Origin of the sequence: Amycolatopsis solani (assembly GCF_033441515.1) — a bacterium.
Lineage (GTDB): Bacteria > Actinomycetota > Actinomycetes > Mycobacteriales > Pseudonocardiaceae > Amycolatopsis > Amycolatopsis solani.
Genome location: NZ_JAWQJT010000001.1, coordinates 1998101 through 2019302, shown reverse-complemented (window position 1 = coordinate 2019302; position 21202 = coordinate 1998101). Strand labels below are relative to the sequence as shown.

At 72.6% G+C, this 21202-nt stretch carries 26 protein-coding genes; 10 read left to right on the top strand and 16 right to left on the bottom strand.

The annotated features are described in order from the left end of the window. The first annotated feature begins 47 nt into the window (after positions 1-47). Positions 48-833, top strand: coding sequence for a hypothetical protein (locus SD460_RS10100; RefSeq protein ID WP_290061421.1), 786 nt, complete (start codon positions 48-50; stop codon positions 831-833). Between the two features lie 2 nt (positions 834-835). Here the strand turns inward: SD460_RS10100 and SD460_RS10095 are convergent, their stop codons facing one another. Together SD460_RS10095 and SD460_RS10090 are read right to left on the bottom strand one after the other, a co-directional pair. Continuing rightward, positions 836-1597, bottom strand: coding sequence for a 2-keto-4-pentenoate hydratase (locus tag SD460_RS10095; RefSeq protein ID WP_290061417.1), 762 nt, complete (start codon positions 1595-1597; stop codon positions 836-838). Beyond that, complete coding sequence (locus tag SD460_RS10090; RefSeq protein WP_290061415.1) at positions 1594-2385, bottom strand: 2-keto-4-pentenoate hydratase; 792 nt, start codon at positions 2383-2385, stop codon at positions 1594-1596. Before SD460_RS10090 ends, SD460_RS10095 begins: the two co-directional genes overlap by 4 nt. A 139-nt stretch (positions 2386-2524) precedes the next feature. On the opposite strand from SD460_RS10090, the gene SD460_RS10085 reads away from it, so the two are divergent. From SD460_RS10085 to SD460_RS10075, 3 genes are read left to right on the top strand one after another with little or no spacing between them, the layout of a single operon-like run. Next, positions 2525-3028, top strand: coding sequence for a VOC family protein (locus tag SD460_RS10085; RefSeq protein WP_290061413.1), 504 nt, complete (start codon positions 2525-2527; stop codon positions 3026-3028). A 56-nt stretch (positions 3029-3084) separates the two neighbouring features. Further along, positions 3085-3657 (top strand): hypothetical protein, encoded by a 573-nt coding sequence (locus tag SD460_RS10080; RefSeq protein WP_290061411.1) that lies wholly within the window; start codon positions 3085-3087, stop codon positions 3655-3657. A gap of 23 nt (positions 3658-3680) precedes the next feature. Beyond that, positions 3681-4082 carry a CoA-binding protein gene (locus SD460_RS10075; RefSeq protein ID WP_290061408.1) on the top strand — a complete coding sequence of 134 codons (402 nt, stop codon included), beginning with the start codon at positions 3681-3683 and terminating at the stop codon, positions 4080-4082. Here the strand turns inward: SD460_RS10075 and SD460_RS10070 are convergent. The 8 genes from SD460_RS10070 to SD460_RS10035 form a co-directional block, all read right to left on the bottom strand. Next, positions 4079-4594, bottom strand: a complete 516-nt coding sequence (locus tag SD460_RS10070; protein WP_318306096.1) for an NHL repeat-containing protein — start codon at positions 4592-4594, stop codon at positions 4079-4081. The genes SD460_RS10075 and SD460_RS10070 overlap by 4 nt on opposite strands. Positions 4595-4668: 74 nt before the next feature. After that, entirely contained in the window at positions 4669-5229 is a 561-nt protein-coding gene (locus SD460_RS10065; RefSeq protein ID WP_290061403.1) for a GvpL/GvpF family gas vesicle protein, read from the bottom strand. A 55-nt stretch (positions 5230-5284) separates the two neighbouring features. Next, entirely contained in the window at positions 5285-6034 is a 750-nt protein-coding gene (locus tag SD460_RS10060; protein ID WP_290061401.1) for a GvpL/GvpF family gas vesicle protein, read from the bottom strand. 202 nt (positions 6035-6236) lie between these two features. Next, positions 6237-6917 (bottom strand): response regulator transcription factor, encoded by a 681-nt coding sequence (locus SD460_RS10055; protein WP_290061399.1) that lies wholly within the window; start codon positions 6915-6917, stop codon positions 6237-6239. After that, positions 6917-8305, bottom strand: a complete 1389-nt coding sequence (locus tag SD460_RS10050) for a sensor histidine kinase (protein ID WP_290061397.1) — start codon at positions 8303-8305, stop codon at positions 6917-6919. Before SD460_RS10050 ends, SD460_RS10055 begins: the two co-directional genes overlap by 1 nt. Positions 8306-8494: 189 nt before the next feature. After that, positions 8495-9199 (bottom strand): type 1 glutamine amidotransferase, encoded by a 705-nt coding sequence (locus SD460_RS10045; protein ID WP_290061394.1) that lies wholly within the window; start codon positions 9197-9199, stop codon positions 8495-8497. After that, complete coding sequence (locus SD460_RS10040; protein ID WP_318306095.1) at positions 9192-10421, bottom strand: MurT ligase domain-containing protein; 1230 nt, start codon at positions 10419-10421, stop codon at positions 9192-9194. Before SD460_RS10040 ends, SD460_RS10045 begins: the two co-directional genes overlap by 8 nt. A 61-nt stretch (positions 10422-10482) precedes the next feature. Continuing rightward, complete coding sequence (locus SD460_RS10035; RefSeq protein WP_290061668.1) at positions 10483-11391, bottom strand: NADP-dependent oxidoreductase; 909 nt, start codon at positions 11389-11391, stop codon at positions 10483-10485. A 75-nt stretch (positions 11392-11466) separates the two neighbouring features. On the opposite strand from SD460_RS10035, the gene SD460_RS10030 reads away from it, so the two are divergent. From SD460_RS10030 to SD460_RS10015, 4 genes are all read left to right on the top strand, one after another. Continuing rightward, positions 11467-12042, top strand: a complete 576-nt coding sequence (locus SD460_RS10030; protein WP_290061669.1) for a TetR/AcrR family transcriptional regulator — start codon at positions 11467-11469, stop codon at positions 12040-12042. 269 nt (positions 12043-12311) lie between these two features. Then, positions 12312-13094 (top strand): IclR family transcriptional regulator, encoded by a 783-nt coding sequence (locus tag SD460_RS10025; RefSeq protein ID WP_290061670.1) that lies wholly within the window; start codon positions 12312-12314, stop codon positions 13092-13094. 126 nt (positions 13095-13220) lie between these two features. Then, positions 13221-14906: an L-lactate permease gene (locus SD460_RS10020; protein ID WP_290061671.1), complete on the top strand. Its 1686-nt coding sequence runs from the start codon at positions 13221-13223 to the stop codon at positions 14904-14906. A gap of 10 nt (positions 14907-14916) precedes the next feature. Further along, positions 14917-15471 (top strand): HD domain-containing protein, encoded by a 555-nt coding sequence (locus tag SD460_RS10015; protein WP_290061672.1) that lies wholly within the window; start codon positions 14917-14919, stop codon positions 15469-15471. On the opposite strand, the gene SD460_RS10010 is transcribed toward SD460_RS10015, so the two are convergent. Genes SD460_RS10010 through SD460_RS10000 form a run of 3 tightly spaced genes read right to left on the bottom strand, consistent with a single transcriptional unit; the run spans position 15468 to position 17545 of the window. Further along, positions 15468-16733, bottom strand: a complete 1266-nt coding sequence (locus tag SD460_RS10010; protein ID WP_290061673.1) for an RNA polymerase sigma factor — start codon at positions 16731-16733, stop codon at positions 15468-15470. The two genes, SD460_RS10015 and SD460_RS10010, sit on opposite strands and share 4 nt — an antisense overlap. Positions 16734-16772: 39 nt before the next feature. Beyond that, positions 16773-17123, bottom strand: a complete 351-nt coding sequence (locus tag SD460_RS10005; protein ID WP_290061674.1) for a YciI family protein — start codon at positions 17121-17123, stop codon at positions 16773-16775. Beyond that, complete coding sequence (locus SD460_RS10000; protein ID WP_290061675.1) at positions 17123-17545, bottom strand: YciI family protein; 423 nt, start codon at positions 17543-17545, stop codon at positions 17123-17125. The genes SD460_RS10005 and SD460_RS10000 overlap by 1 nt, the downstream gene beginning before the upstream one ends. A gap of 167 nt (positions 17546-17712) precedes the next feature. Between SD460_RS10000 and SD460_RS09995 the strand changes: the two genes are divergently transcribed. Further along, entirely contained in the window at positions 17713-17979 is a 267-nt protein-coding gene (locus SD460_RS09995) for a hypothetical protein (protein ID WP_290061676.1), read from the top strand. Positions 17980-18000: 21 nt separating this feature from the next. After that, entirely contained in the window at positions 18001-18981 is a 981-nt protein-coding gene (locus tag SD460_RS09990) for a small ribosomal subunit Rsm22 family protein (protein WP_318306094.1), read from the top strand. Between the two features lie 4 nt (positions 18982-18985). Here SD460_RS09990 and SD460_RS09985 read toward each other — a convergent pair whose 3' ends face one another. The 3 genes from SD460_RS09985 to SD460_RS09975 all read right to left on the bottom strand — a co-directional run bounded on the left by SD460_RS09985 (position 18986) and on the right by SD460_RS09975 (position 21132). Continuing rightward, complete coding sequence (locus tag SD460_RS09985) at positions 18986-19822, bottom strand: maleylpyruvate isomerase N-terminal domain-containing protein (RefSeq protein ID WP_290061679.1); 837 nt, start codon at positions 19820-19822, stop codon at positions 18986-18988. A gap of 198 nt (positions 19823-20020) precedes the next feature. Further along, complete coding sequence (locus SD460_RS09980) at positions 20021-20623, bottom strand: DUF4232 domain-containing protein (RefSeq protein WP_438860825.1); 603 nt, start codon at positions 20621-20623, stop codon at positions 20021-20023. Between the two features lie 20 nt (positions 20624-20643). Next, on the bottom strand, positions 20644-21132 hold the full coding sequence (locus SD460_RS09975; protein ID WP_290063101.1) for a DUF4232 domain-containing protein: 489 nt from the start codon (positions 21130-21132) through the stop codon (positions 20644-20646). Positions 21133-21202 lie beyond the last annotated feature (70 nt).

The following is a 21202-nucleotide window of genomic DNA, read 5'->3' as shown; positions in this document are numbered from 1 at the left end:
GTCCCGACTCTGGCGCTCGGAACACCGTCCTCGCCGAAGGGAACACCATGCGTGCTCGCCTGGCGGCAGTTGCCGCGCTGGTGGCTGTCCTGAGTTCGTCTTCGTGCGCGGAAAAGCCGCGGGACACGCCCGCCACCAGCAGCGCCGCCGCGCCGCCACCAGCCGCACCGCCGACCGAAACCAAGGGCAAGACCGAGTACGGCGCCGCGGCGACCTACAAGTTCCAGGTACGCGACGGCAACGGGGACGGATTCACCGAGAACGTCGAACTCGCACTGGGTGCGCCGATTCCGGCCGGCCAAGCGCCCGGACCGCTCCCCGCCGGTTGCGCACTCGACCCCCAGCGCGACCTCTACATCCCGCTGACGGTCAAGGTGACCAACTCCACCGCGAAATTCGCCTACAAGGTCGGCTACCGCTTCCAACCGGTTCAGCTCGACGACGATCGCGTTGTCGGCTACCTCGCCGTCGGAGAAGGGAGGTGTGTCGAGCGATTCGGCCTGGTGACCTACGAAGGTCCCACGTTGGGCCTCAGCTCCAAGGCGCAGCTGCAGACCGGCCAGCAAGTCTCAGCCTCGGGCTTCCTCGCCTACCGCGGCTTCTTCGGCCCCGGCGGCACCCAGGCGGCCAAGCTGGCCAAAGTCTTCCTGGACCTGGGCATCCGGTACGACGGCCGGCACGGAGTCATCGTCGATCCCGAGGCCGCCCCCGGGCTGATCGGATACACCGGCCTCGACGGTCTGGGCGTGTCGGATCACTACGTCGTCCCGGCGGACGGCGTCACTTCACCGTGCGCCAAAGGCCGGTTCAAACGCGAAGCCCACTGCCCGTGACCTCAACCCGACAGCGTGATCGACCCCAGGTGCGAGAAGTGCGCCGCCACCCGGGACCCGCGCCGAAGCGGTACCGCGTCCGTCATCCCGCCGGTCAGCACCAACCACCCCGGCTCCAGCGCCAACCCCCGCGCCGCCAGGGCGTTCGCTGCCAAGGCCAAGGCCTCCGCCGGGTGGCCCTGGACCGCCGCGCCGGTGGCCGTGTCGACGATCTGGCCGTCGACCTCCAGCAACGCCGCCTCCAGGGACAGGTCCAGCGCTGCCGGGGGCAGGCCCACCGGGCCGACGCCGAAGTACGCCGACGAGCCGTTGTCCGCCACCGCGTCCGGGAGGGTGAAGCGGTAGTCCGCGTACCGGCTGTCGATGACCTCGATGCCGCCGTACACGCGGTCGACCGCGGCCAGCGCCGTCGCCGCCGTGACGCCCGGGCCGGCCAGCCGGCGACCCAGCACGAACACCAGCTCCGGCTCGGCACGCGGGTGGATCAGCGCGTCCGAAGGCACCGGCACGCCCGCCGGGAGCACCATCGCGTCGGTGAGCCAGGCCAGCAGGGGCGAGTCGATGCCCATTCGCTGCTGCTTCGCGCGCGACGTCAGGCCCAGCTTCACGCCGATCAGGGTTTCGCCGCGGGCGCGCCGCTGCCGCAGGGCCTCGTCCTGGATCGCGTACGCCGTGTCGACGTCGAGGCCGGGCCACTCTTCCGAGAGCGGCGAACGCTCCGAAACCGTTGCCAGCAGGGACGCGGCCGCCTCGCGCACGTTCATGATTCCTCCGAGAAGACCGCGGTGACGCTGCCGAGGCCGGCGATGGTCGCGACGATCGTGTCGCCCGGCGAGACCGGGATCGCCCGGGTCATCGAGCCCGGCAGCACGACGTGCCCCGGCTCCAGCGTGACCCCCAGCGGCCCGACCGTGTTCGCCAGCCACACCAATGAATTCAACGGCGACCCGAGCACCGCGCCGCCCGCGCCCGTCGCCGCCACCTCACCGTTCTGGTACAGGACGCAGCCGGCCAGGCGCAGGTCCACGGCACCCAGCGCCGTCGGGCTGCTGCCCAGCACCACGCCGCCGGAGGAGGCGTTGTCGGCGATCGTGTCGAAGAGCGAGATCTTCCAGTCGCGGATGCGGGAGTCGACGATCTCCAGCGACGGCAGCACGAAGTCGACCGCGCGCACCGCGTCCGCCACCGTCACGCCGGGGCCGCGCAGCGCCGAACCGAGCACGAACGCGATCTCCGGCTCGATGCGCGGCTGCAGGAACGCCGACGTCGGGATCGGCTGGTGCTCCAGGTGGAACATGCCGCCGGTGAGGTGCCCGTAGTCGGGCTGGTCGACGCCCATCTGCCGCTGCATCGCCGCCGAAGCGAGGCCGACCTTGTGCCCGCGGACGGCGTCGCCCTCCGACGTCCAGTGCCGCACCTGCTCCTGCTGGATGCGGTACGCGTCCTCGACGGTCGCCTCCGGGAACAACTTGATCAGCGGCTCGACCGGTTCGCGCGTCGCGTAGGCCCGCGCCAGTACGGCGGCGGCCTCCTGCACCTTGCTGACGTCCACGCACCGGACTCTGCCCGCCGCGCACCCCGCGCACAAGCCTCGATGTTCCACCCAACGGAACTCTCGCCAGTCAACCTCTTGCGCGCGAGATAAATGCGGCGTACCGTCGTCTGCACCACCAGGAAGGGACGTGAGGGACATGGCACCGACCCAGGCCGAGGTCACCAAGCTCGCCGAAATCCGCGACGAGCTGCGTGAGCGCCACCTGCGCCCGGCCGCCGACCGCCCGGCGACGAACGGGCGCGGCATCCACCACACCGCGCTGATCTCCAGCGACGTCGAGCGGACCATCGCGTTCTACCAGGACGTCCTGGGCTTCCCGCTCACCGAGCTGATCGAGAACCGCGACTACCCCGGCTCCAGCCACTTCTTCTTCGACGTCGGCAACGGCAACGCGGTCGCGTTCTTCGACCTGCCCGGTCTGGACCTCGGCCCGTACGCGGAAGTCTTCGGTGGACTGCACCACCTGGCGCTGTCCGTGACCCCCGAACGGTGGAGCGCCATCAAGGACAAGCTCGACGAGGCCGGCGTGCAGTACCTGCTGGAGAGCGAGACGTCCATCTACCTGTCCGATCCGGACGGTGCCCGCGTCGAGCTGATCTCCGACCCGCTCGGCGAGATGTACGGCGAGAAGATCGGCTGAAACCGTGTTCCCGGCGTCGCGCGCCGTTTAGCCTGTGCGCGACGTCTGGAGGTCCGATGTCCGACTGGTCCCTTTCCCGCGCGAAGGCACGGCTGGATCGCCGTGAGCAGCTCGACGAGCTCACCGCGCGCACCCGGTTCGAAGTGCGGCTGCACCTCAACGAGCCGGCGACGAACGGCAGCTACGACGAGCTGACCAGCATCTTCGCCATCGGGCACGGCGAGTGCGCCGCGTTGCTGGCGCACCACCGCCTGCTGCCGTGGTGGGAGCGCTCGCTGCTGTTCCGGTACGCGCGGCGGATGCACGGCAAGGCGATTACGCGCAGCGTCGGCGTGGTGCCCGCGGAGGTCGCGCCGCAGGCGGCCCGCGCCTTCGGGGCCGAAATCGCCGAGCTCGCGCCGGACTCCGGGGACACCGGCGCGAAGTACGACCTGCAGGGCCGGGGCCTGCTGACCGTGTTCCGCATCGCGATCGGCGCCAAGGGCGACTCCTGGCCGGACCGCCACGAGGTGGCGACGACGTCCGCCCGCAACATCCTCATCTGCGCCGCCACCTTCGCCCGCCGGAAGCCGTGGCACGTGCTCTGGCCCGTCTACCGCGTGCGCGGCCTGCGGCTCTGGAAGCTTTGACGCCCGACGCGCGTTCTGCCGGTATGACCCCAGAGGAAATCCTCGCCGGCGCGAAGACCATCGCCGTCGTCGGGCTGAGCCGCGACCCGGCCAAAGCCGCCCACGGCGTGCCGGCGGTCCTGCAGGCGCACGGCTTCCGGATCATCCCGGTGCACCCGTCCGCGACCGAGCTGCTCGGCGAAAAGGTGTACCGGTCGCTGAAGGACATCCCGGAGCCGGTCGACCTGGTCGACGTCTTCCGCCCGTCGCCCGAGGCGGCAGGTATCGCGCGCGACGCCGTCGAGATCGGGGCGAAGGCGCTGTGGCTGCAGCAGGGCATCGTCTCCGCCGACGCGCGCCGCATCGCCGAGGAAGGCGGGCTCGCCTACGTCGAGAACCGCTGCACCGCCGTGGTCCGCGCGACGGCCGCGATCTCGAAGAACTAGCCCGACGCTCCGAAGTGGACGATCCGGTGGTTGCCGGTGTCGGCGACCCACACTCCGCCCACGCCGTCGCCGGCGCTGTCGCGCGGTGAACCGGCCCACTCGGCGGCGTCGGCCAGCGCCGCGCCGGTCCGGGTGTCGAACCGCGCGACGCGACCGCCGTCGTCCACCAGCAGCCGTCCGGCCGGGTCCACCGCGACCGCGCGGGGACGGCCGAAGTCGCCGAACCCGCGCACGAACCCGCCCCACCACGTGTACTGCACGACCCGGCGGTTGCCGGTGTCGGCGACGTAGACGTTGCCCGCGGCGTCGACCGCGATCCCTTCCGGCGCCTTGAGCCGCCCGGCGATGACGCGCACGAGATCACCGTCGCGGGTGAACGCCTGCACGCGGTCGTTGCCGGTGTCGGCCACCCACACCCGCCCGCGCGCGTCGACCGCGATCCCCGACGGCGCGCGGAACCGGCCCGGCCCGGAGCCGGGCCCGCCGATGGCGGCGAGCTCACTGGTCGTCACGGCGCCAGGATCGCCGATCGCGGGCGGTCACGACCAGTACCGAAAAGAGTGTTCAACAGCTGTTCCACCCGCGCTCACCAGCTCCAGCGCGTGCACGTCCGCCGGTCGAGGAAGCTGTACGCGGGCAGCGGCCCGAGCCAGTCGGCCTGGACACCGCCGCCGCGCCCGAGCCCGGCGACGGCGTCCCGGACGACGAGCAGGTCGCCCAGCCCGACCAGGAACGCCCACCGCTCGTCGGCGGACTCGCCGGCGGGCAGCGCGACCGAGTCGCGGGCCCGATCGGCAACCTCCGACAACAGCCCGTCCGAACGCGCCGAGCGCCGCGGCGACCCGGGTTCGGTGAACCGCAGGCAGACGTGCACCTCGGCCAGGCCGTCGAGCCGGTCGAGGTCGGCGCGGTGGGTGTCGGCAGCCGGGGCGAGCACCTCGGCGCGGACGGCCTCCTCGTCGTCGGCGACGGTGCCGAACCGGGCCGGCAGCACCGGACCGCCTTCGACGAGCGCGGACACCACCGCGAGGTGCGCCGCCGGATCGGGCTCGGGCTCGCCGACGACCATGGCCAGGTCGTCCCAGCACACGGTGCGCGGCGCGCGCGGGTGCCCGGCGCGCACGACGCCGTAGAGCTGCAGCGTCACGGCTGCTCGACGGGGACGGGCACCGCGACGGTCGGGGTGAGCCCCCCAGGTCTGATCACTTGTTTCCCTTCGTCGAAGAACCATCCGCGCCGCCCAGCTCCACGTCGGTGAACGAGTACGGCGGCCACGGCCCGGACGTCTCCACCGTCGCGCCCGCCGACCGCAGCTCGCGGGCGAACCACTCGAATTCCGCGTGGAACGCCGCTTCTCGCCCGGTTTCCACGAGGAACGCCGTGTTGAGCAGCACCCCGTACGGCCGCGCCCGCCCGATCCCGGCGGTGGCGTGACGGCGCAGCGCCGCCTCGAGCCGGCCGGTGGACGCCAGCACGTCCTCGCGCACCCGCTGGATCGCCCGCAGCCGTTCGCGGCGCCGGACGAGGTACTGCGTGCCGGTCAGGCCCGTGGCGTCCGGGCGGCTGGTGGCGGCGGGCTCGGCGTGGCGGACGCGGACGCCCCACTCGCGGTGCCCGTCGACCTCGTCCAGGCAGGTGCGCGCCTGCTCGTACCCGGTTTCGAGGAGCCGGACCGCGGCGGCCTCGCCGTCCAGGACGGTGCCGAACCGCAGTGGCAGCACGGGTTCGTGGCGGAACACCGCCCGCACCACGGCGTCGTGCTCGCGGGCCAGTTCGGCCAGCGCGCCGTCGACCGGGTCGAGCGTGTCGATGCGGTCGAAGCGGGCCGGCGACGCCTCGGCGACGACCACCCCGAGGTCGCGGTAACCGATCAGCCGCGGCGACTTCCCGATGTCCAGCGCGGGCCGGTTGCGCGTGATCGCGTACGCGCACAGCCAGTTCCGGGTGCTCACCGCGGTTCCTCCACGTCGTCGAGTGCGTGCTCCAGAACGCACGTCAACGTAGCAACGGGCACAACTCCCCCAGGAACCGTTGCGGGACGGTATTTTTCACCAATTCGCGAGGAAGAATGGGCGGGACGCGGCAACCGGCGGAGGCAAACAGCGCAATGCCGGAACACCCGGCGGAACCAATGCCCCGGACCCGCCGATCAGATCACGATCCAGTAACGTCCACGAGCCGGTACCCGACACCGCGGACCGTTTCGATGGTGCGGGTGCCGAACGGCGTGTCGATCTTCCGTCGCAAGTACCCGATGTAGACCTCGACGACGTTCTCGTCGCCGTCGTAGTGCGCGTCCCAGACGTGGTTGAGGATCTCGTTCTTCGTCAGCGCGGTACCCGGGCGCCGCAACAAGAACTCCAGCAGCCCGAACTCCCGGGCGGTCAGCTCGATCCGCTTTTGTCCTCTGTGGACGGTCCGGGCGGACGGGTCGAGGCGCAGGTCGCCCGCCTCCAGCACGGCCGGGCGGGCCGGCGCGCCGCGGCGCAGCAGCGCGCGCAACCGGGCGATGAGCACGACGAAGGAGAAGGGCTTCGACAGGTAGTCGTCGGCGCCGAGGTCGAACGCGTCGGCCTCGTCGTACTCGCCGTCCTTGGCCGTGAGCATCAGCACCGGCGTCCAGTTTTCCGCCGCCCGCAGGCGTTTGAGCACCTCGTAGCCGGACAGCTCGGGCAGCATGATGTCGAGCACCACGACGTCGTACTCGTGCTCGGTCGCCCGCCAGAGCCCTTCCCGGCCGGTGTGGGCGACGTCGATGGTGAAGCCCTCGGCGACCAGCCCGCGCCGCAGCGTCTCCGCGAACTCGCGCTCGTCCTCCACGATCAGCAGGCGCACTACTCCTCCTTCGGCACGGCGATCACCGGCAGCTCGATCACGAACCGCGCGCCCGGCTCGCCGGGGTCGGCGTAGCGCGCCCGGCCGCCGTGGCGGGCCGCGATGCCGGCCACGATCGGCAGGCCCAGCCCGGTGCCGCCGTGGCCGCGCTGGCGCGACGCGTCGAGCCGGACGAACCGCTCGAAGATCCGTTCCCGGTCGGCTGCCCCGACGCCGGGCCCGTCGTCGCTCACCTCGACCACGGCGAGGTCGCCGCGCACCGCGCTGCTGACGCGGATGCGCGACCGCGCGTGCCCGCGGGCGTTGTCGACCAGGTTCCGCACCGCCCGCCGCAACTGGGCCTCGCTGCCGTGCACCTTCGCCGGCCCGGCCCGGACCTCGACGTCCAGCGCGCCTTCGCCGCGGACCCGCTCGGCTTCCGCGCGGACGATGTCGTCGAGGTCGACCTCGGTGCGCTGCGGCCGGTCGGTGGCGTCGTCGGTACGGGCCAGCATGAGCAGGTCGTCGACGAGCTCGCGCAGCCGCGCGGTCTCGCGGCCGATCACCGGCACCAGGTCGCCGGCGCTCTCCGGGTGCCGCCCGGAGACGTCGAGCGCGGTGCTGATCGTCGACAGCGGCGACCGCAGCTCGTGACTGGCGTCGGCGACGAACCGGCGTTGCGCGGCTTGCGCGGACGCCAGCCTGGACAGCATTTCGTTGAGCGTGACGGCCAGCCGGTGCACCTCGTCCCCGCCCGGCGGCAGCGGCACGCGCGCGGCGAGGTCGCGCGTCGAGATCTCCGCGACGGTCCGGCGCATCCGCTCGACCGGCCGCAGCGCCGAGCCGACCGCGCGGTAGACGGCGAGGCCGGAGATCGCGAGCAGCGGCACGGCGATCAGGCCGAGCAGCAGCGTCAGCCGGGTGGACGCCTCGGTCACCGGCTCGAGTGAGCGTGCGGAAATCACGGTGAACGGTCCGCCCGGCCCGTTCACCTCCTGCGACACCACGCGGTAGTCGTCGCTGTCGCCGTTGAGCCCGAGCGGGAGCGTCTCGATGGTCTCGTGCCCGGCGACCGGCCGCGCGGCGGTCAGCGGCGGGTGCCCGACGATCGCGGGATCGCTGGCGATCGGCACGCCCCGCGCGTTCAGCACCTGGGTGACGGCTTCGGTGTCACCGGTGCTGGCGACGTCGCTCGCGCTGAGGTCGCGCGCGCCTTCGCGGACGAGCTGGATGGCGACCTGGCGGCCGGTGCTGCGAGCACTCTCGGTGACACTGCGGTCGAGCGACTCCTCGAGCAGCAGCACGACCACCACCCCCGCGGCGGCGATGGCCAGCGCGAGCGCGAACACCGCCACGGCGGTGGTCCGCATCCGCACCCCGGTCGCGGCGACCACCCTGCCCAGCTTCACCAACGCAGCGTAACCGCGAAGCGCCGCCACCGGCGGTTCCGCCGCGGTCACGTCCACCGGGTCACCGCCGGCACCTGTCCACCCGACCACCCCAATGTGGCGTTGGGTGCGTCCAGCGCACCCAATGTGGCGTTCGGTGCATCCAACGCACCGAACGCCACATTGGGGCGCTTGCCACGGGCACTTCGGTCACCGCCGTCGCCGGGTGGCGGTCAGGCGTTCCGTGCGCAGGCGGTCGACCGCCGGGAGCTCCAGCGTCGGCAGCGGGTGCCCCGCCACCCAGCTCAGCAGCAGGTCCGCCAACGCCGGGTTGCGCGCCAGTGCCGGGCCGTGCAGGTACGTGCCGACCACCCGGTCGGTCACCGCGCCCTCCGTGCCGTCCCCGTTGCCCGTGCCGCGCACCACCGTGCCGAGCGGCTCGCTGTCCGCGCCGAGCTTGCTCACGCCCAGGTGGTTCTCGAAGCCGGTGAGCGGTTCGGGGAGCAGCCCGGACGACGTCGCGACCAGTTCGGCCACCGCGCGCCGCTCGCCGGGCTCCGTCGTGACGTCGAGGAGGCCGAGACCGTCGTGGTCGACTCCGTCCAGACCTCTGAAGCGGGTGCCGAGCACCTGCAGGCCCGCGCACACGCCGAAGACCACCGCGTCGCCCGATCGCGAGCGCCAGTGCTTCCGCAGGTGCGCGGCGGCCAGTGCCTGCGCGCCGTCCTCGCCGCCGCCGAGGAGGTAGATGTCCAAAGTGGACGGGACCGGCTCGCCCAGTCCGACCGGCACCACCTCGGCGTCGAACCCGCGCCAGCGCAGCCGGCGGCAGAGCACCTGCGCGTTGCCGGTGTCGCCGTAGGTGCCGAGCACCTCCGGCAGCAGCAGTCCGATGTGGACGATCGAATCAGCCACCCGGCAACCGCCCGACCAGGTCGCGGAACGCCGTGTAGTTGGCGACCAGCTCGACGCCGCCGGGCGGGAGGCCGTCGATCGCGGCGACCGGGTCCGGCTCGGTCCAGTGCGCGACCTCGGCGTAACAGAGCCGGACGGCTAGGTCGGCGCCGCGCTCGCCGGTGACGACCACCTGGCGCCCGCGCAGCCGCTCGAAGTGCACGTCCCAGAGCCAGGACAGGTCGCGCCCGTCGGCTTCCTGCGCGTTCACCGCGACGACCACCGGCGTGTCCTCGTCGAGCACGCGCAGCGTTTCGACCCAGCCGGCCGGGTTCTTCGCCAGCATCAGCCGCACGGAGTGCCGCGACCGGCGGATCGTGCGGTAGCGGCCGCCGATGTCGGTGATGGTCCGCAGCCGGGCGGCCGCGGTGTGCGGCGGCACGCCGAGGCGGTGCGCCGCGGCGAGCGCGAGCGCCGCGTTCGCCCGGTTCGCGTCGCCCGGCAGCCGCAGGTCGAGGTCGACCTGGCGGCCGCCGGGCGTGCGGACGAGGTCGCCGTCGAGGGTCCAGCCGGGTTCCGGGCGGGCCAGCCCGCAGCCGCAGCTCCAGTCCTTGCCGCGGAACCCGACGAGGCCGTCGCAGCGCGGGCACGCCGTCGAGTCGCCGGTCCAGCGCCGCCCGGTGCTCACCCACACCGGCCGCACGGCCGCGGAAGCGGCGGACGTCACGAGGACGTCGTCGCAGTTCGCGACGACCACCGTGCCCGGCAGCCCGGCCAGCGCGGCCCGCAGGTCGCGTTCGGTGCCGCGGACCTCGCCGACGCGGTCGAGCTGGTCGCGGCTGAGGTTGAGCAGCACGACCACGGCCGGCTGGAGCTGGCCGGCCACCCACGGCACGTGGGCCTCGTCGACTTCGAGGACCGCGTAGGGCGCGTCCGGGCGGGCGGCCAGCGCGGCGAGGACGCCGTCGGGCATGTTCGCGCCGTCGCTGTTGGCGGCGACCTCGGCCAGCGCCTCGAGCGCGCGGGTGAGCATGAGCGACGTCGTCGTCTTGCCGTTGGTGCCGGTGACCAGCACGACGGTCCGCTCCCGCCCGAGCCGCCGCAGCGCCCGCGGGTCGAGGGCGAGCGTGACGCGGCCGCCGATCATGCCGCCGCCGCCGAGCCCCGAACTGCGGGAGAGCCAGGCGGTCAGCCGGCCGGCGGCCACGGACGCGCGGGTGCGGAAGGGGTTTCGGACGGTCATCGGTGCGGATGGTGCCCCGCGGGCGCTGTGAGTTCCCTGAGTCCGTGGCCCGCGTCTCGCCTCAGAGCGTGACGACGACCTTGCCGTGCACGTGCCGCCCGGCCTGCAGCGCGACGGCGTCGCGGATCTTCTCGACCGGGAAGACCGCGGCCACCGGCACGGTGAGCTCGCCGGCCACGATCGCGGCGGTGATCCGCGCGAGCGCGCCCGGTTCCGCGTCGGCTCCCCCGGTCGCGCGCACGCCGCCGGGCGGGATCGGGCCGGCGGCGATCGTGGAGATCCGCTCGGGCGGCACGCCGAGCGCCAGCGCGGCCTCGGCCGTCTCGGTGCCGAACAGGTCAGTCGCCGCGGTCACGCCGAACGCCCGCACCCGGTCCGCCAGCCCGGGGCCGTAGGCGACCGGCTCGGCGCCGAGCTCGCGCAGGAACCCGAACGTGCTCTCCGACGCGGTGCCGATCACGGTCGCGCCGGCGAGCTTCGCGAGCTGGACGGCGAAGATGCCCACGCCACCCGCGGCCCCGCCGATCAGGACGGTGTCGCCGGCCCGCAGGCCGATCGCCGCCAGCGCCGCGGCCGCCGAGGAGCCGGCCACCGGGAGCGTGCTCGCCACCTCGTCGCTGATCCCGTCCGGTGTGGGGAAGAGCGCGCCGGGCACCTCGACGACGACGTGGTCGGCGACGGCCCGGCCGAGCGCGCCGCCGTGGACGCGGTCACCGGCGGCGAAAGCCGTGACGCCGGGCCCGACCTCGTCGACGACGCCGGCGAAGTCGTACCCGAAGCCGGACGGCAGCGTGATGCCGAACTGCGCGGCCGCCTCGGGCCGGGCGGCGATGCCCCAGTCCATCGGGTTGAGCCCGGCCGCCGCGACGCGGACGCGCACCTCGCCGGGGCCGGCGTGCGGCTCGGGTACTTCTCGCAGCTCCAGGACTTCGGGACCACCGAATTCTTCGTAGACGACGGCTCGGCTCACGGGAACCTCCTAGTGATGAGACTTGGTCCCATCACCGTACACCGATGACGGGACCAAGTGCCGTAAAGTGGTCGCATGGCCCGCTGGCAACCGAACGCACCGGAGCGGCTGAGCAAAGCCGCCCTCGAGCTGTTCGCCGAGCGCGGCTACGAGAACACGACGGTGATCGACATCGCCGAGCGCGCCGGACTGACGAAGAGCACCTTCTTCCGCCACTTCCAGGACAAGCGCGAAGTCCTCTTCGGCGGCGGCGCGCTGGCCGGCCTGCTCGCCGAGGCGATCGCGTCGGCACCGGAGACCGCCGGCCCGCTGGAGGCGTTGACCGAAGCCATGGTCGCGATCGGCCGGGCCGCCTTCACCCCGGAACGCCGCGAGCTCGGCGCGCTCCGGCGAGCGGTGATCGACGCCAACCCGGAACTGCGAGAGCGCGAAGCACTGAAGGGCCTCACCCTCATCGCCGCGATGACCGACGCCCTCAAGCGGCGCGGCGTCCCGGAGCTGACGGCGTGCGTCGCCGCGGAACTGGGCGCGCTCGCGATGAAGCTCGCCCACGACCGCTGGAGCACCGGCGGCGACTTCGGCGATTCCGCGCGGCAAGCGCTGGACGAGGTGCTGGCGGCCGTCCCGGCATTCGCGACTTTTCCCCACTGACCCGCCCAGCGATTCAGGTCCGTGAATGCGCATTCACGGACCTGAAAGACAACGTTGTCGAACGTGTCGAACGCGCCTGCTTCAGTGCCCGCAACCGCCATAGGTAGGAAACCTAACCATCGGAGGTTGTACCAATTAGCATGGTCAAGTAACCGCATTTCTCCTGAAGCGTTTCAAGATCTTCCGTACATACATCGGAGGTGTTACCGTCCAAACCCACCCAGCGGAAATGCTTGCCGCTGAGCGGAAACCGTCCAACGGAGGGCAACGTGGGAGCGGAGCGCGGGCTGGAAAACAGCGGAACTCTCGAACGCGGGCTCGCGGTGCTGGAGCACGTGGGCAGGCACCAGGAGATTTCCACCAATGCGATCGCGCGGCAACTGGGGCTTTCCCGCAGTGCCGCGTACCGGATCGTCGGCACCCTGAAGAACCTCGAGTACCTCGAAGCCGACCAGATCACCGGCCGCGTCCGGCTCGGGACGCGCCTGGTCGAACTCGGCGCCCGCGCGATGGCGGCGACCGACCTGCACCGGTGCGCGCCGCGGTACCTCGCGTCGCTCGCGGAACGCTCGGGCGAGACGACCTACCTCGCCGTGCCGGACAACGACACGATGGTCTACGTCGCCACCGAACGCAGCGCCAGCGCCGTGACGCTCGCCTGCCGCCTCGGCACGCGGCGCCCGCAGCACGCGACGTCGCTCGGGAAGGCGTGGCTCGCCGCGCTGCCGGAGCCCGACCGCGCCGAGCGCGTCCGCCGGATGAAGCTGGATTCGCTGACGCTGAAGACGATCATCGACCCGCACCGCCTGCTCGACGAGCTCGCGCGCACCAGCAGGCGGGGATGGGCGATCGACGAGGTGGAGAACGAGCCGGACGTCGGCTGCGTGGCGGCCGCGGTCCGCGACCATTCGGGACGGCCGATCGCCGCCATCAGCATCGCCGGACCGGCGCCGCGGGTGTTGCGCCGCCTCGACGAGCTCGGCGCCTCGGTGGCCGGGACCGCGGCGGCGCTGTCGCTGCGGTTGGGGTTCGTGCGGAGCCGGCCCGCCTGACTCCGCTCAGGCTGGGCCCGCCCCAGTGTCTTGAATGAGTCATTCAGGTCACCGGAGGTCCTGAATGACTCATTCAAGACACCTCCGCGCGGCCGTTGTCCCCGCGAACCGGCGAAGGAGCCGACCGTGACCTGGATCCAGGACTACCAGCCCGCGGGCGGGCTGTGGGTGTCCGCGCTGCTCGCCGCGCTGCCGATCGTCGTGCTGCTCGTCGCGCTCGGGGTTGTGCGCTTCTCCGCGCACCTTTCGGCGGCGCTCGCGCTGGTCACCGCGCTCGGGGTGGCCCTGTTGCTGTACCGGATGCCTGCCGCGCTGGCGTTCGACTCCGCGGCGATGGGCGTTTTGTTCGGGGTGTGGTCGGTGGCCTGGATCGCGTTCCACGCCGTGTACTTCCACAACGTCACCGTGGCGACCGGCCGGTTCGACAGCATCAAGCGCGTGCTCGCCGGGTTCAGCGAAGACCGGCGGCTCCAGGCGCTGCTGATCGCCTTCGCGTTCGGCGCGCTGCTCGAAGGCGTCGCGGGTGGCGGGTCGCCGATCGCGATCACCGCCGCGATGATGGCCGCGCTCGGGTTTCCGCCGGTGAAGGCCGTCGTGCTGGCGTTGCTGGCGAACACCGCGCCGGTCGCGTTCGGTGGGCTCGGCAACCCGCTGATCGTGCTCGGGCGGCTGACCGCGCCGATCATGCACCTCAAGCAGGACCAGGCGACCGAGCTGTTCTCGGCGATGGTCGGGCGGCAGGTTCCGGTGCTGGCGCTGATCATCCCCGCGTTCCTGGTCGTGGTGCTGGCCGGCTGGAAGCGCATGCTCGAGGTGTGGCCCGCCGTGCTGACCGCCGGGATCGCGTTCGCGGCCATGCAGTTCGTCGCGTCCAACTACATCAGCGCCAGCCTGGTCGACGTCCTCGCCGCGCTCACCGCGATGGCCGCGCTGTGGGTGCTGACGCGGTTCTGGCAGCCCGCGACCGTGTGGCGGTTCGAGGGCGAAGAAAGCGCTGTCAAGAGTCTCGGCGCGGCGCAGGCCGGGCGCGGCGCGCTCTACGCGTGGATGCCCTACGTCATCCTGATCCTGGCCATCTTCCTGTCCCGGATCGGCACGATCTTCAAGAACCTCCCCGGCTGGCTGGACCTCACGAAGCTGCTGCACAAGGCGGACTGGATCTTCGCGTGGCCGGGGCTGCACAACCACGTCGTCCAGCACCCGCCGATCACGGCGAAGAACGCGCCCTACGCGGCGACGTTCACGGTGGACTTCCTGTTCTCGCCGGGCACGGTCGCGCTGATCGCCGCGGTCGTCGCCGGCTTCGCGATGGGCGCGCGGCCGGCGTTGCTGCTCAAGACGTACCGGTCGACGCTGGTCCAGATGCGCTGGGCGCTCGCGACGATCTTCATGATCCTGGCCATCGCCTTCGTGATGAACTACTCGGGCGCGACGCAGACGCTGGGCCTCGCACTGGCCACGACCGGCGCGGTTTTCCCGCTGTTCTCGGCCTACATCGGCTGGCTGGGCGTGTTCCTGACCGGCTCGGACGCGTCGACGAACAGCCTGTTCGGCCCGATGCAGGTGATCTCGGCCCAGCAGCTGAACCTGAACCCGATCCTCGCGGGCGCGACCAACACCTCCGGCGGCGTGATGGGCAAGATGATCTCGCCGCAGAACCTGTCGATCGGCGCGACGGCGATCGGCCAGAGCGGCAAGGAGGGCTCGCTGCTGCGGCAGACGTTCCTGTGGTCCCTGCTGCTGACGGCGGTGGTCGGCGTGATTTCCCTCCTGCAGGCGACGATCCTGACGGCGATGATCCCGTCGCCCTAGGCTGAGCGGCATGACGTCTGAAGCGCTGGCCTCGTTCGGCTACGAACTCGGCCTCCTGAAACGGATCCGGCGGTCGGGCTGGTGGCACGCGGGCGTCCGCGACCCGGAGTCGGTCGGCGAGCACAGCCTCCGCGCGGCCCAGCTGGCGGCGCTGATCGCGGCGGAGGAGGGCGCGTCCCCCGAACGGGCGGCGTTCCTGGCGCTGTGGCACGACACGCAGGAGACGCGGACGGGCGACCTCCCGCTGACGGCGGTGGAGTACCTGCGCAAGCCGGAACCCCGGGAAATCACGGCGGACCAGACGGCCGCGCTGCCGCCGCGGTCCCGCGCGCTGGTGCGCGAGGCGGTGGACGAGTACGAGAGCCGCGCTTCGGCGGAGTCGTTGTGCGCGAAGGACGCGGACAAGCTGGAGATGCTGCTGCAGGCGCTGGAGTACCGCGACGTCGGCGTGCGCCCGGTCGACGAGTGGATCGCGTCGGCGACGAAGGGCCTCAAAACCGAAACGGCGAGGAAGATCGCGGAGGCGGCGTTGACGTTGTCGCCGCTCTCGTGGCGGGGCCGCTAGCCGCTGACGGCCTTCGCGCGGTTGAGGAGCAGCTCGCGCTCGCGGGCGTTCTCCGTCATCTCCGCCGCGCGCCGGAACTCGCGCTCCGCCTCCTCCAGCCGGCCGAGCTTCTCCAGCAGGTCGCCCCGGACGCTGGGCAGCAGGTGGTAGTCCTTCAGCGCCGCGTCGGACGCCACTGCGTCCACCACCGCGAGGCCCGCATCCGGCCCGTACGCCATCGCCACCGCGACCCCGCGGTTCAGCTCGATCACCGGCGACGGCTGGAGCTTGCCGAGACCTTCGTACAACGCCGCGATCCGCGCCCAGTCCGTCTCCTCCGGGGTCCGGGCGCGGGCGTGGCAGGCCGCGATCGCCGCCTGCGCCGAGTACGGCCCGTACGCCCCTTCGGCGATCTGCTCCGAAAGCGCCAGCGCGGCCAAGCCGTGCTGGATCAGGAAGCGGTCCCAGCGGGAGCGGTCCTGGTCCAGCAACAGCACCGGCTCGCCGTCCGGCTTGGTGCGGGCCTTCGCGCGCGACGCCTGCAGTTCCATCAGCGCGACCAGGCCGTGGACCTCCGACTCGCCCGGCATCAGCGCGGCGAGCACGCGGCCGAGGCGCATCGCCTCCTCGCACAGCGCCGGGCGCATCCAGTCGTCGCCGCGGGTGGCCGAATAGCCCTCGTTGAACACCAGGTAGAGGACCTCGAGCACGGACGACAGCCGGGCGACGCGCTCGTCGCCCTCCGGGACCTCGAACGGCACCTTCGCCGCCGTCAGCGCCTTCTTCGCCCGGACGATCCGCTGGGCGATCGTCGATTCGCGGACCAGGAACGCGCGCGCGATCTCGTCGGTCGTCAGGCCGCCGAGCATGCGCAGCGTCAGCGCGACCCTGGCCTGGGTGTTCAGCACCGGGTGGCAGGCGACGAACAGCAGGCGCAGGACGTCGTCCTCGATGTGGTCGTCGAGGGCCGCGTCGAAGTCCGGCAGCACGCCCTCGCCGAGCTGCTGGTCGCGGCCGACCTCCTCGAGCTTCTCCGCGTACCGCTCGTTGCGGCGGAACTGGTCGACCGCGCGGCGCTTGGCGATGGTCATCAGCCACGCGCCGGGGTTGCGCGGCACCCCGGACTCCGGCCACTGCTCGAGCGCCGCGACCAGCGCGTCCTGCGCCAGCTCTTCGGCGAGACCGACGTCGCCACGGGCCATCCGGGCCAGGCCCGCGATGAGCCGCGGCGACTCGATGCGCCAGACCGCTTCGACCGTGCTCCGGGTGTCCGCAACCGTCACCCGGCCATCAGACAGGGTGATCGGCCGCGGTGCAACCCACTACTCGGCGAGGGGCCGGATCTCCAGCACGCCACCCTTCGCGTCCGGGTTCGGCGCCTGCTTCATCAGCGCGACGATGTCCTCGACCGACTCGCCGTTGAGCACCCAGAACCCGGCGATCAGCTCCTTCGTCTCCGCGAACGGCCCGTCGATGACCTTCGGCTCGGCATCCCCTTCGAAGACGACGCGGACGCCTTCGGCGCTGGAGGTGAGTCCCTCGGCCAGCACGATCCGGCCCTCGTCCAGCAGCCGCGCGTTGAACTTCGACATCGCGGCCAGCTCGTCGGCCGGCACCTGGAACCCGGGCGCCTCGGACTCGGGAGTGGCCTTGACCATCACCAGGAACCGCATCAGGCCCCCTGGGCGCTCTGCGCGCGGAGCCGCCCTTCCAGCTCCGCGACCTCGGGCGTCATGTTCTCGAAGTCGGACGCCTCGGCGACGCGCCGGATCTCGACCTCGCCGTGCTCGCCCTCGGGGTTCGGCATCCGCTTGATCCACTCGACGCACTCTTCGCGGTCGCGGCACTGGAGGATCCAGAAGCCGCCGACGAGCTCCTTCGACTCGGTGAACGGACCGTCGACGACCTTGGGGGCCTCGGTCCCGTCGAAGACGACGCGGGCGCCTTCCGAGCTCGGCGTGAGCCCCTCGCCCGCCAGCAGGACGCCGGCCTTGACCATCTCCTCGTTGAACTTCCCCATCTCGGCCAGCAACTCGGCGCTGGGGGCCTTGCCGTCGGTCTGCTCGTTCGTCTTGACGATCACCATGAACCGCACAGCGGTCTCCTCTCGGTCGGTCTCTTGCCCACGCGTCGAACGGCGGCGGCCCGGATCGACAGGTCCGGCGAAAAACTTTTCGCGCCGGAAAACTAGCAGCTCAGGGTCGCTCGGAGGGATGATTCGGGCGCGGGGGCGGCCCCGCACCGAGTCCGGGGGTGGGCGACGTGGGCAAGACCGCGCGGGACGGGCTGCACCGGTACATCGTGCGGCTGCCGGCCGGGAACGGTCAGCAGGCCGAGCGCGGCTTCGCGGTCTGGGACAAATCCCTGAGCGGGGTCCGGCGCCGGTACCCGCGCGCGGTGAAGATCTGGCGGGCCACCGAGGACCGGCCGGGGCTGCCGTGGCCGCTGCGGCGAGCCGGGCAGCTCGTCCGGCGGGGTTTCGCGCGCGCCTGGCGCTGGGCCCGCAACCGCGACGCCGAACCCTGGTGAGAGCCCGGCTAACCTGCCGTCGTGGCGGTACTCCCCGACGACCTCTCCTCCGCGCTCGACGAAGAGCTGGCCAGGCACCCCGTGGCCCGGCTGACGCAGTCCGTCGACCGGCTCAGCGCGCGCTACCGCCGAGGTGACGCGGCGACTTCCCCGATCCTGACCTCCGAAGCCGACGTCGCCGCGTACGCCGGCTACCGGATGCCGGCCACCTACGCCGCCGTCCACGCGGTGCTCGCCGAAGCGGCTTCGCGTGCTCCCGGCTTCGAGCCGCGTACGCAGATCGACGTCGGCGGGGGCACCGGCGCGGCGGTGTGGGCGGCCGCGGCGGTGTGGCCGTCGCTCGCGGAGTGCACCGTGCTGGAGCAGGTCGCCGGCGCGATCGGGCTCGGCAAGCGGCTGGCCGGCGGGGCCGGGCTCGCCGCGGTGCGGGACGCGCAGTGGCGGCGCGGGTTCGTCGACCCGGCCGCCCCGCCGCCGGAAGCGGACCTCGTCACGCTCTCCTACGTGCTGGGCGAGCTCCCCGACGCCACCCGCCCCGACGTCGTGCGCTGGCTGGCGGCGAAGGCCGGGGCGGTCGCGCTGATCGAGCCGGGCACCCCGGCGGGCTACGAGCGGATCCGCGCCGCCCGCGCCGAGCTGATCGAGCTCGGCCTGCACGTCGTCGCGCCCTGCCCGCACGACGCGGCCTGCCCGATCACCCCCGGCGAGGACTGGTGCCACTTCGCCGCGCGCCTCCCCCGCTCGGGCCTGCACCGGCGGCTGAAGGCGGGCACGCTCGGCTTCGAGGACGAGAAGTTCGCCTACGTCGTCGCGGCCCGGTTCACCCCGGAGCGGCCGGACGCGCGGATCATCCGGCACCCGAAGAAGCACAAGGGCTGGGTCGCGCTCGACCTGTGCACCGAGGACGGCTTGAAGCCGGGCGTCGCCGTCTCGAAGAAGCAGGGCCCGCGGTACCGCGCGGCCCGGGACGCGGAGTGGGGCGACGGCTGGTCGGCGAACTGACCCGTTAGGGCATCCGCACGGTCCGCAGGAATTCCGGCAGCAGCCACGGCCGCCGCCCGGTGATCCGCACGCCGCCGGTCAGCACCGCTCGGGGCTTGGAGATCCGGCCGAACATCATCGGGACCAGGACCGCCGGGTCGAAGCGCAGGCGGACGTCCGCCGTGCCGTCCGGCTCCTCGAAGCGGAGCCGGCCGTGCTGCAGCGCCAGCACCCCCGGCTTCGTGTACGCCGAGCGGAATTCGACCGCGATCCGGCGCGGGGACGGCGTCGCGTCGTCGAGCAGGCGGCCCATGTCGTTGCGGACCATGCCGAACAGGAACAGCTCCAGGAACATCGCCTCGTACCGCGCCGGGACCGGCCACGGCCGCCGGAGCGCGCGGGCGATGTCGAGGCCGTGCAGCAGCATCTCGTTGACCAGGTGCGCGAGGACGCCCGCCACCGGAACGCGCGAGCCGCCCAGCCACCACACCGGCTTCTCCGGGTCGAGGTCCGCGCTGACCAGCAGCACTTCGGCGACGTCCGCGCGCAGCCGCTCGGCCAGGCGGACCGGGTCGCGCTCGGGGTAGAGCTCGAGGGCGAGCGCGTTCATCCGCGAGATCGTGTCGACGCTCGCCGAGTCGATCGGCTCTTCGAGGCCCGGCAGCGGCAGCGGGCCGCCGTCGCCGCGGATCATCGCCGTGTACATCAGCGCGATCATCCCGACGTGCGACGCGGTTTCGGCGATCGACCACTCGCCGAGCGAGTTCGCGTGCGCGTCCGGCACGCTCGCCACCAGGTCCGCGAACCGGCCGCCGACCTCCGGCAGGGCTGCGCGCACCGACTCCCACTGTTCGACCGTCACGGCTTCCGACGGTAAGCGGCGGGCGGGGTGCTCCGGGTCTCCCAGGGTGCGGTTCCACTGTCAGTGGAGAACTCGCAGCGGTAACCGGCCAGTCGGGGGGCGTGCCGGCCGGTTACCGCCGCAGTGAGGAAGAGGGGGCCACACGCCAAGAATGACGCGCGGCCCCCGGCTTCACCCGATCGAGTGACGAGAAGGCCGTCAGGCCGGGTCGGCGAGGATCCCGTTCACGTACGAGCCAGGGTGGGTGGCCGCGTCCTGGCGCAGGACCGGGAGGTCGGCCGGCCAGTCCGCGGTCAGCGGCTGGGTCGACCCCGGCGGGATCGTGTTCAGCTTCGACGGCGTCCAGGCCGGCTCGCCGGCCGCCGGCTTCACCACCGTGATCGTCGCCGAGGCCGTCGTCCCCGCGGTGACCTCGTTGTACTTCACGCCGTTGTCGACGCGCGGCAGGTGGTACACCGGGCCGAACGTCGGCTCGTCCGGGCCGACCAGGTCGACGCCCGGGACGCCGTACAGGCCGCACGTGTGGTTCGTCGTGTTCCGGTACGTCAGCGGGATGTCGTACTGGCCCGGCGCGTCGTTCTTCTCGGCCGGCTTGCCCAGCAGGACCTCCAGGTCGGCCGTCGTGCACCGGGGCGTCGCGGTCGACGCCGCGGCCACGCCGCCGCCGGCCGGAGCCGCCGCGGAGCCCGAGCCCGAGCCGGAACCCGCGGGAGCGGGCGCCGGAGCCGCCGCGGACGTGCCGCAGGCCGCCAGCACGAGGGCCCCCGCCGCCGTGCCGATCCCCATCAGGACGCGCTTCATGTGGATTCCCCTCCCCGAGTTCAGTTGCCGACCGGCGTGACCTGGACGGTGTCGCCCTTGACCGGCGCCCCCGCCGGCCAGGCGACGCTCACCGGCTGGCCGTACGGCCCGGTCGGCAGGTCGAACGTGACGAAGTCGGCGGCCGACGGCGCCGCGGCCGAGCGCTGCACGATCCGGGACACCGCCGGGTGCCCCTCGCGCAGGTTCACCGGGACCGCTTCGGAAGCGTCCGTCGTCACCGCGATCGGCAGCCGCTGCCCGCCGGCCAGGAAGCCCACCGCGGTCGGCGCGCCCTCGAGCTTGCAGTTCGTGGCCGGCGACGCCGCCGTGTAGGTGAGCACGTATGCCTCGTGCCCGGCCGCGTTCGACGGGTCCGGGGCCACGGTCACGGTGACGTCCGACGCGCCGCACGGGTGGTCGCTCGGCATGGCGTTCGCCGCCCCACCGGCCAGCAGCAGCCCACCGGCCGCCAGACCCCCGATGATCAGCGCGGTACCAGCTCGCTTCATGGTCATCCTCCCTTGTTCCGTGATCGACTGGACTCACAGGGAAGATGCCCAGCCGCCCCTCGGGGATGCG

What these genes read in the sequence shown, in the direction of transcription:
- SD460_RS09980 (WP_438860825.1), bottom strand. Translation starts at nt 20,623, where the DNA reads ATGAAGCGCGTCCTGATGGGGATCGGCACGGCGGCGGGGGCCCTCGTG.
- SD460_RS10005 (WP_290061674.1), bottom strand. Translation starts at nt 17,123, where the DNA reads ATGCGGTTCCTGGTGATGGTCAAGGCCACTCCCGAGTCCGAGGCGCCC.
- SD460_RS10030 (WP_290061669.1), top strand. Translation starts at nt 11,467, where the DNA reads ATGGCCCGCTGGCAACCGAACGCACCGGAGCGGCTGAGCAAAGCCGCC.
- SD460_RS10100 (WP_290061421.1), top strand. Translation starts at nt 48, where the DNA reads ATGCGTGCTCGCCTGGCGGCAGTTGCCGCGCTGGTGGCTGTCCTGAGT.
- SD460_RS10085 (WP_290061413.1), top strand. Translation starts at nt 2,525, where the DNA reads ATGGCACCGACCCAGGCCGAGGTCACCAAGCTCGCCGAAATCCGCGAC.
- SD460_RS09975 (WP_290063101.1), bottom strand. Translation starts at nt 21,132, where the DNA reads ATGAAGCGAGCTGGTACCGCGCTGATCATCGGGGGTCTGGCGGCCGGT.
- SD460_RS10095 (WP_290061417.1), bottom strand. Translation starts at nt 1,597, where the DNA reads ATGAACGTGCGCGAGGCGGCCGCGTCCCTGCTGGCAACGGTTTCGGAG.
- SD460_RS10040 (WP_318306095.1), bottom strand. Translation starts at nt 10,421, where the DNA reads ATGACCGTCCGAAACCCCTTCCGCACCCGCGCGTCCGTGGCCGCCGGC.
- SD460_RS10015 (WP_290061672.1), top strand. Translation starts at nt 14,917, where the DNA reads ATGACGTCTGAAGCGCTGGCCTCGTTCGGCTACGAACTCGGCCTCCTG.
- SD460_RS10080 (WP_290061411.1), top strand. Translation starts at nt 3,085, where the DNA reads ATGTCCGACTGGTCCCTTTCCCGCGCGAAGGCACGGCTGGATCGCCGT.
- SD460_RS10075 (WP_290061408.1), top strand. Translation starts at nt 3,681, where the DNA reads ATGACCCCAGAGGAAATCCTCGCCGGCGCGAAGACCATCGCCGTCGTC.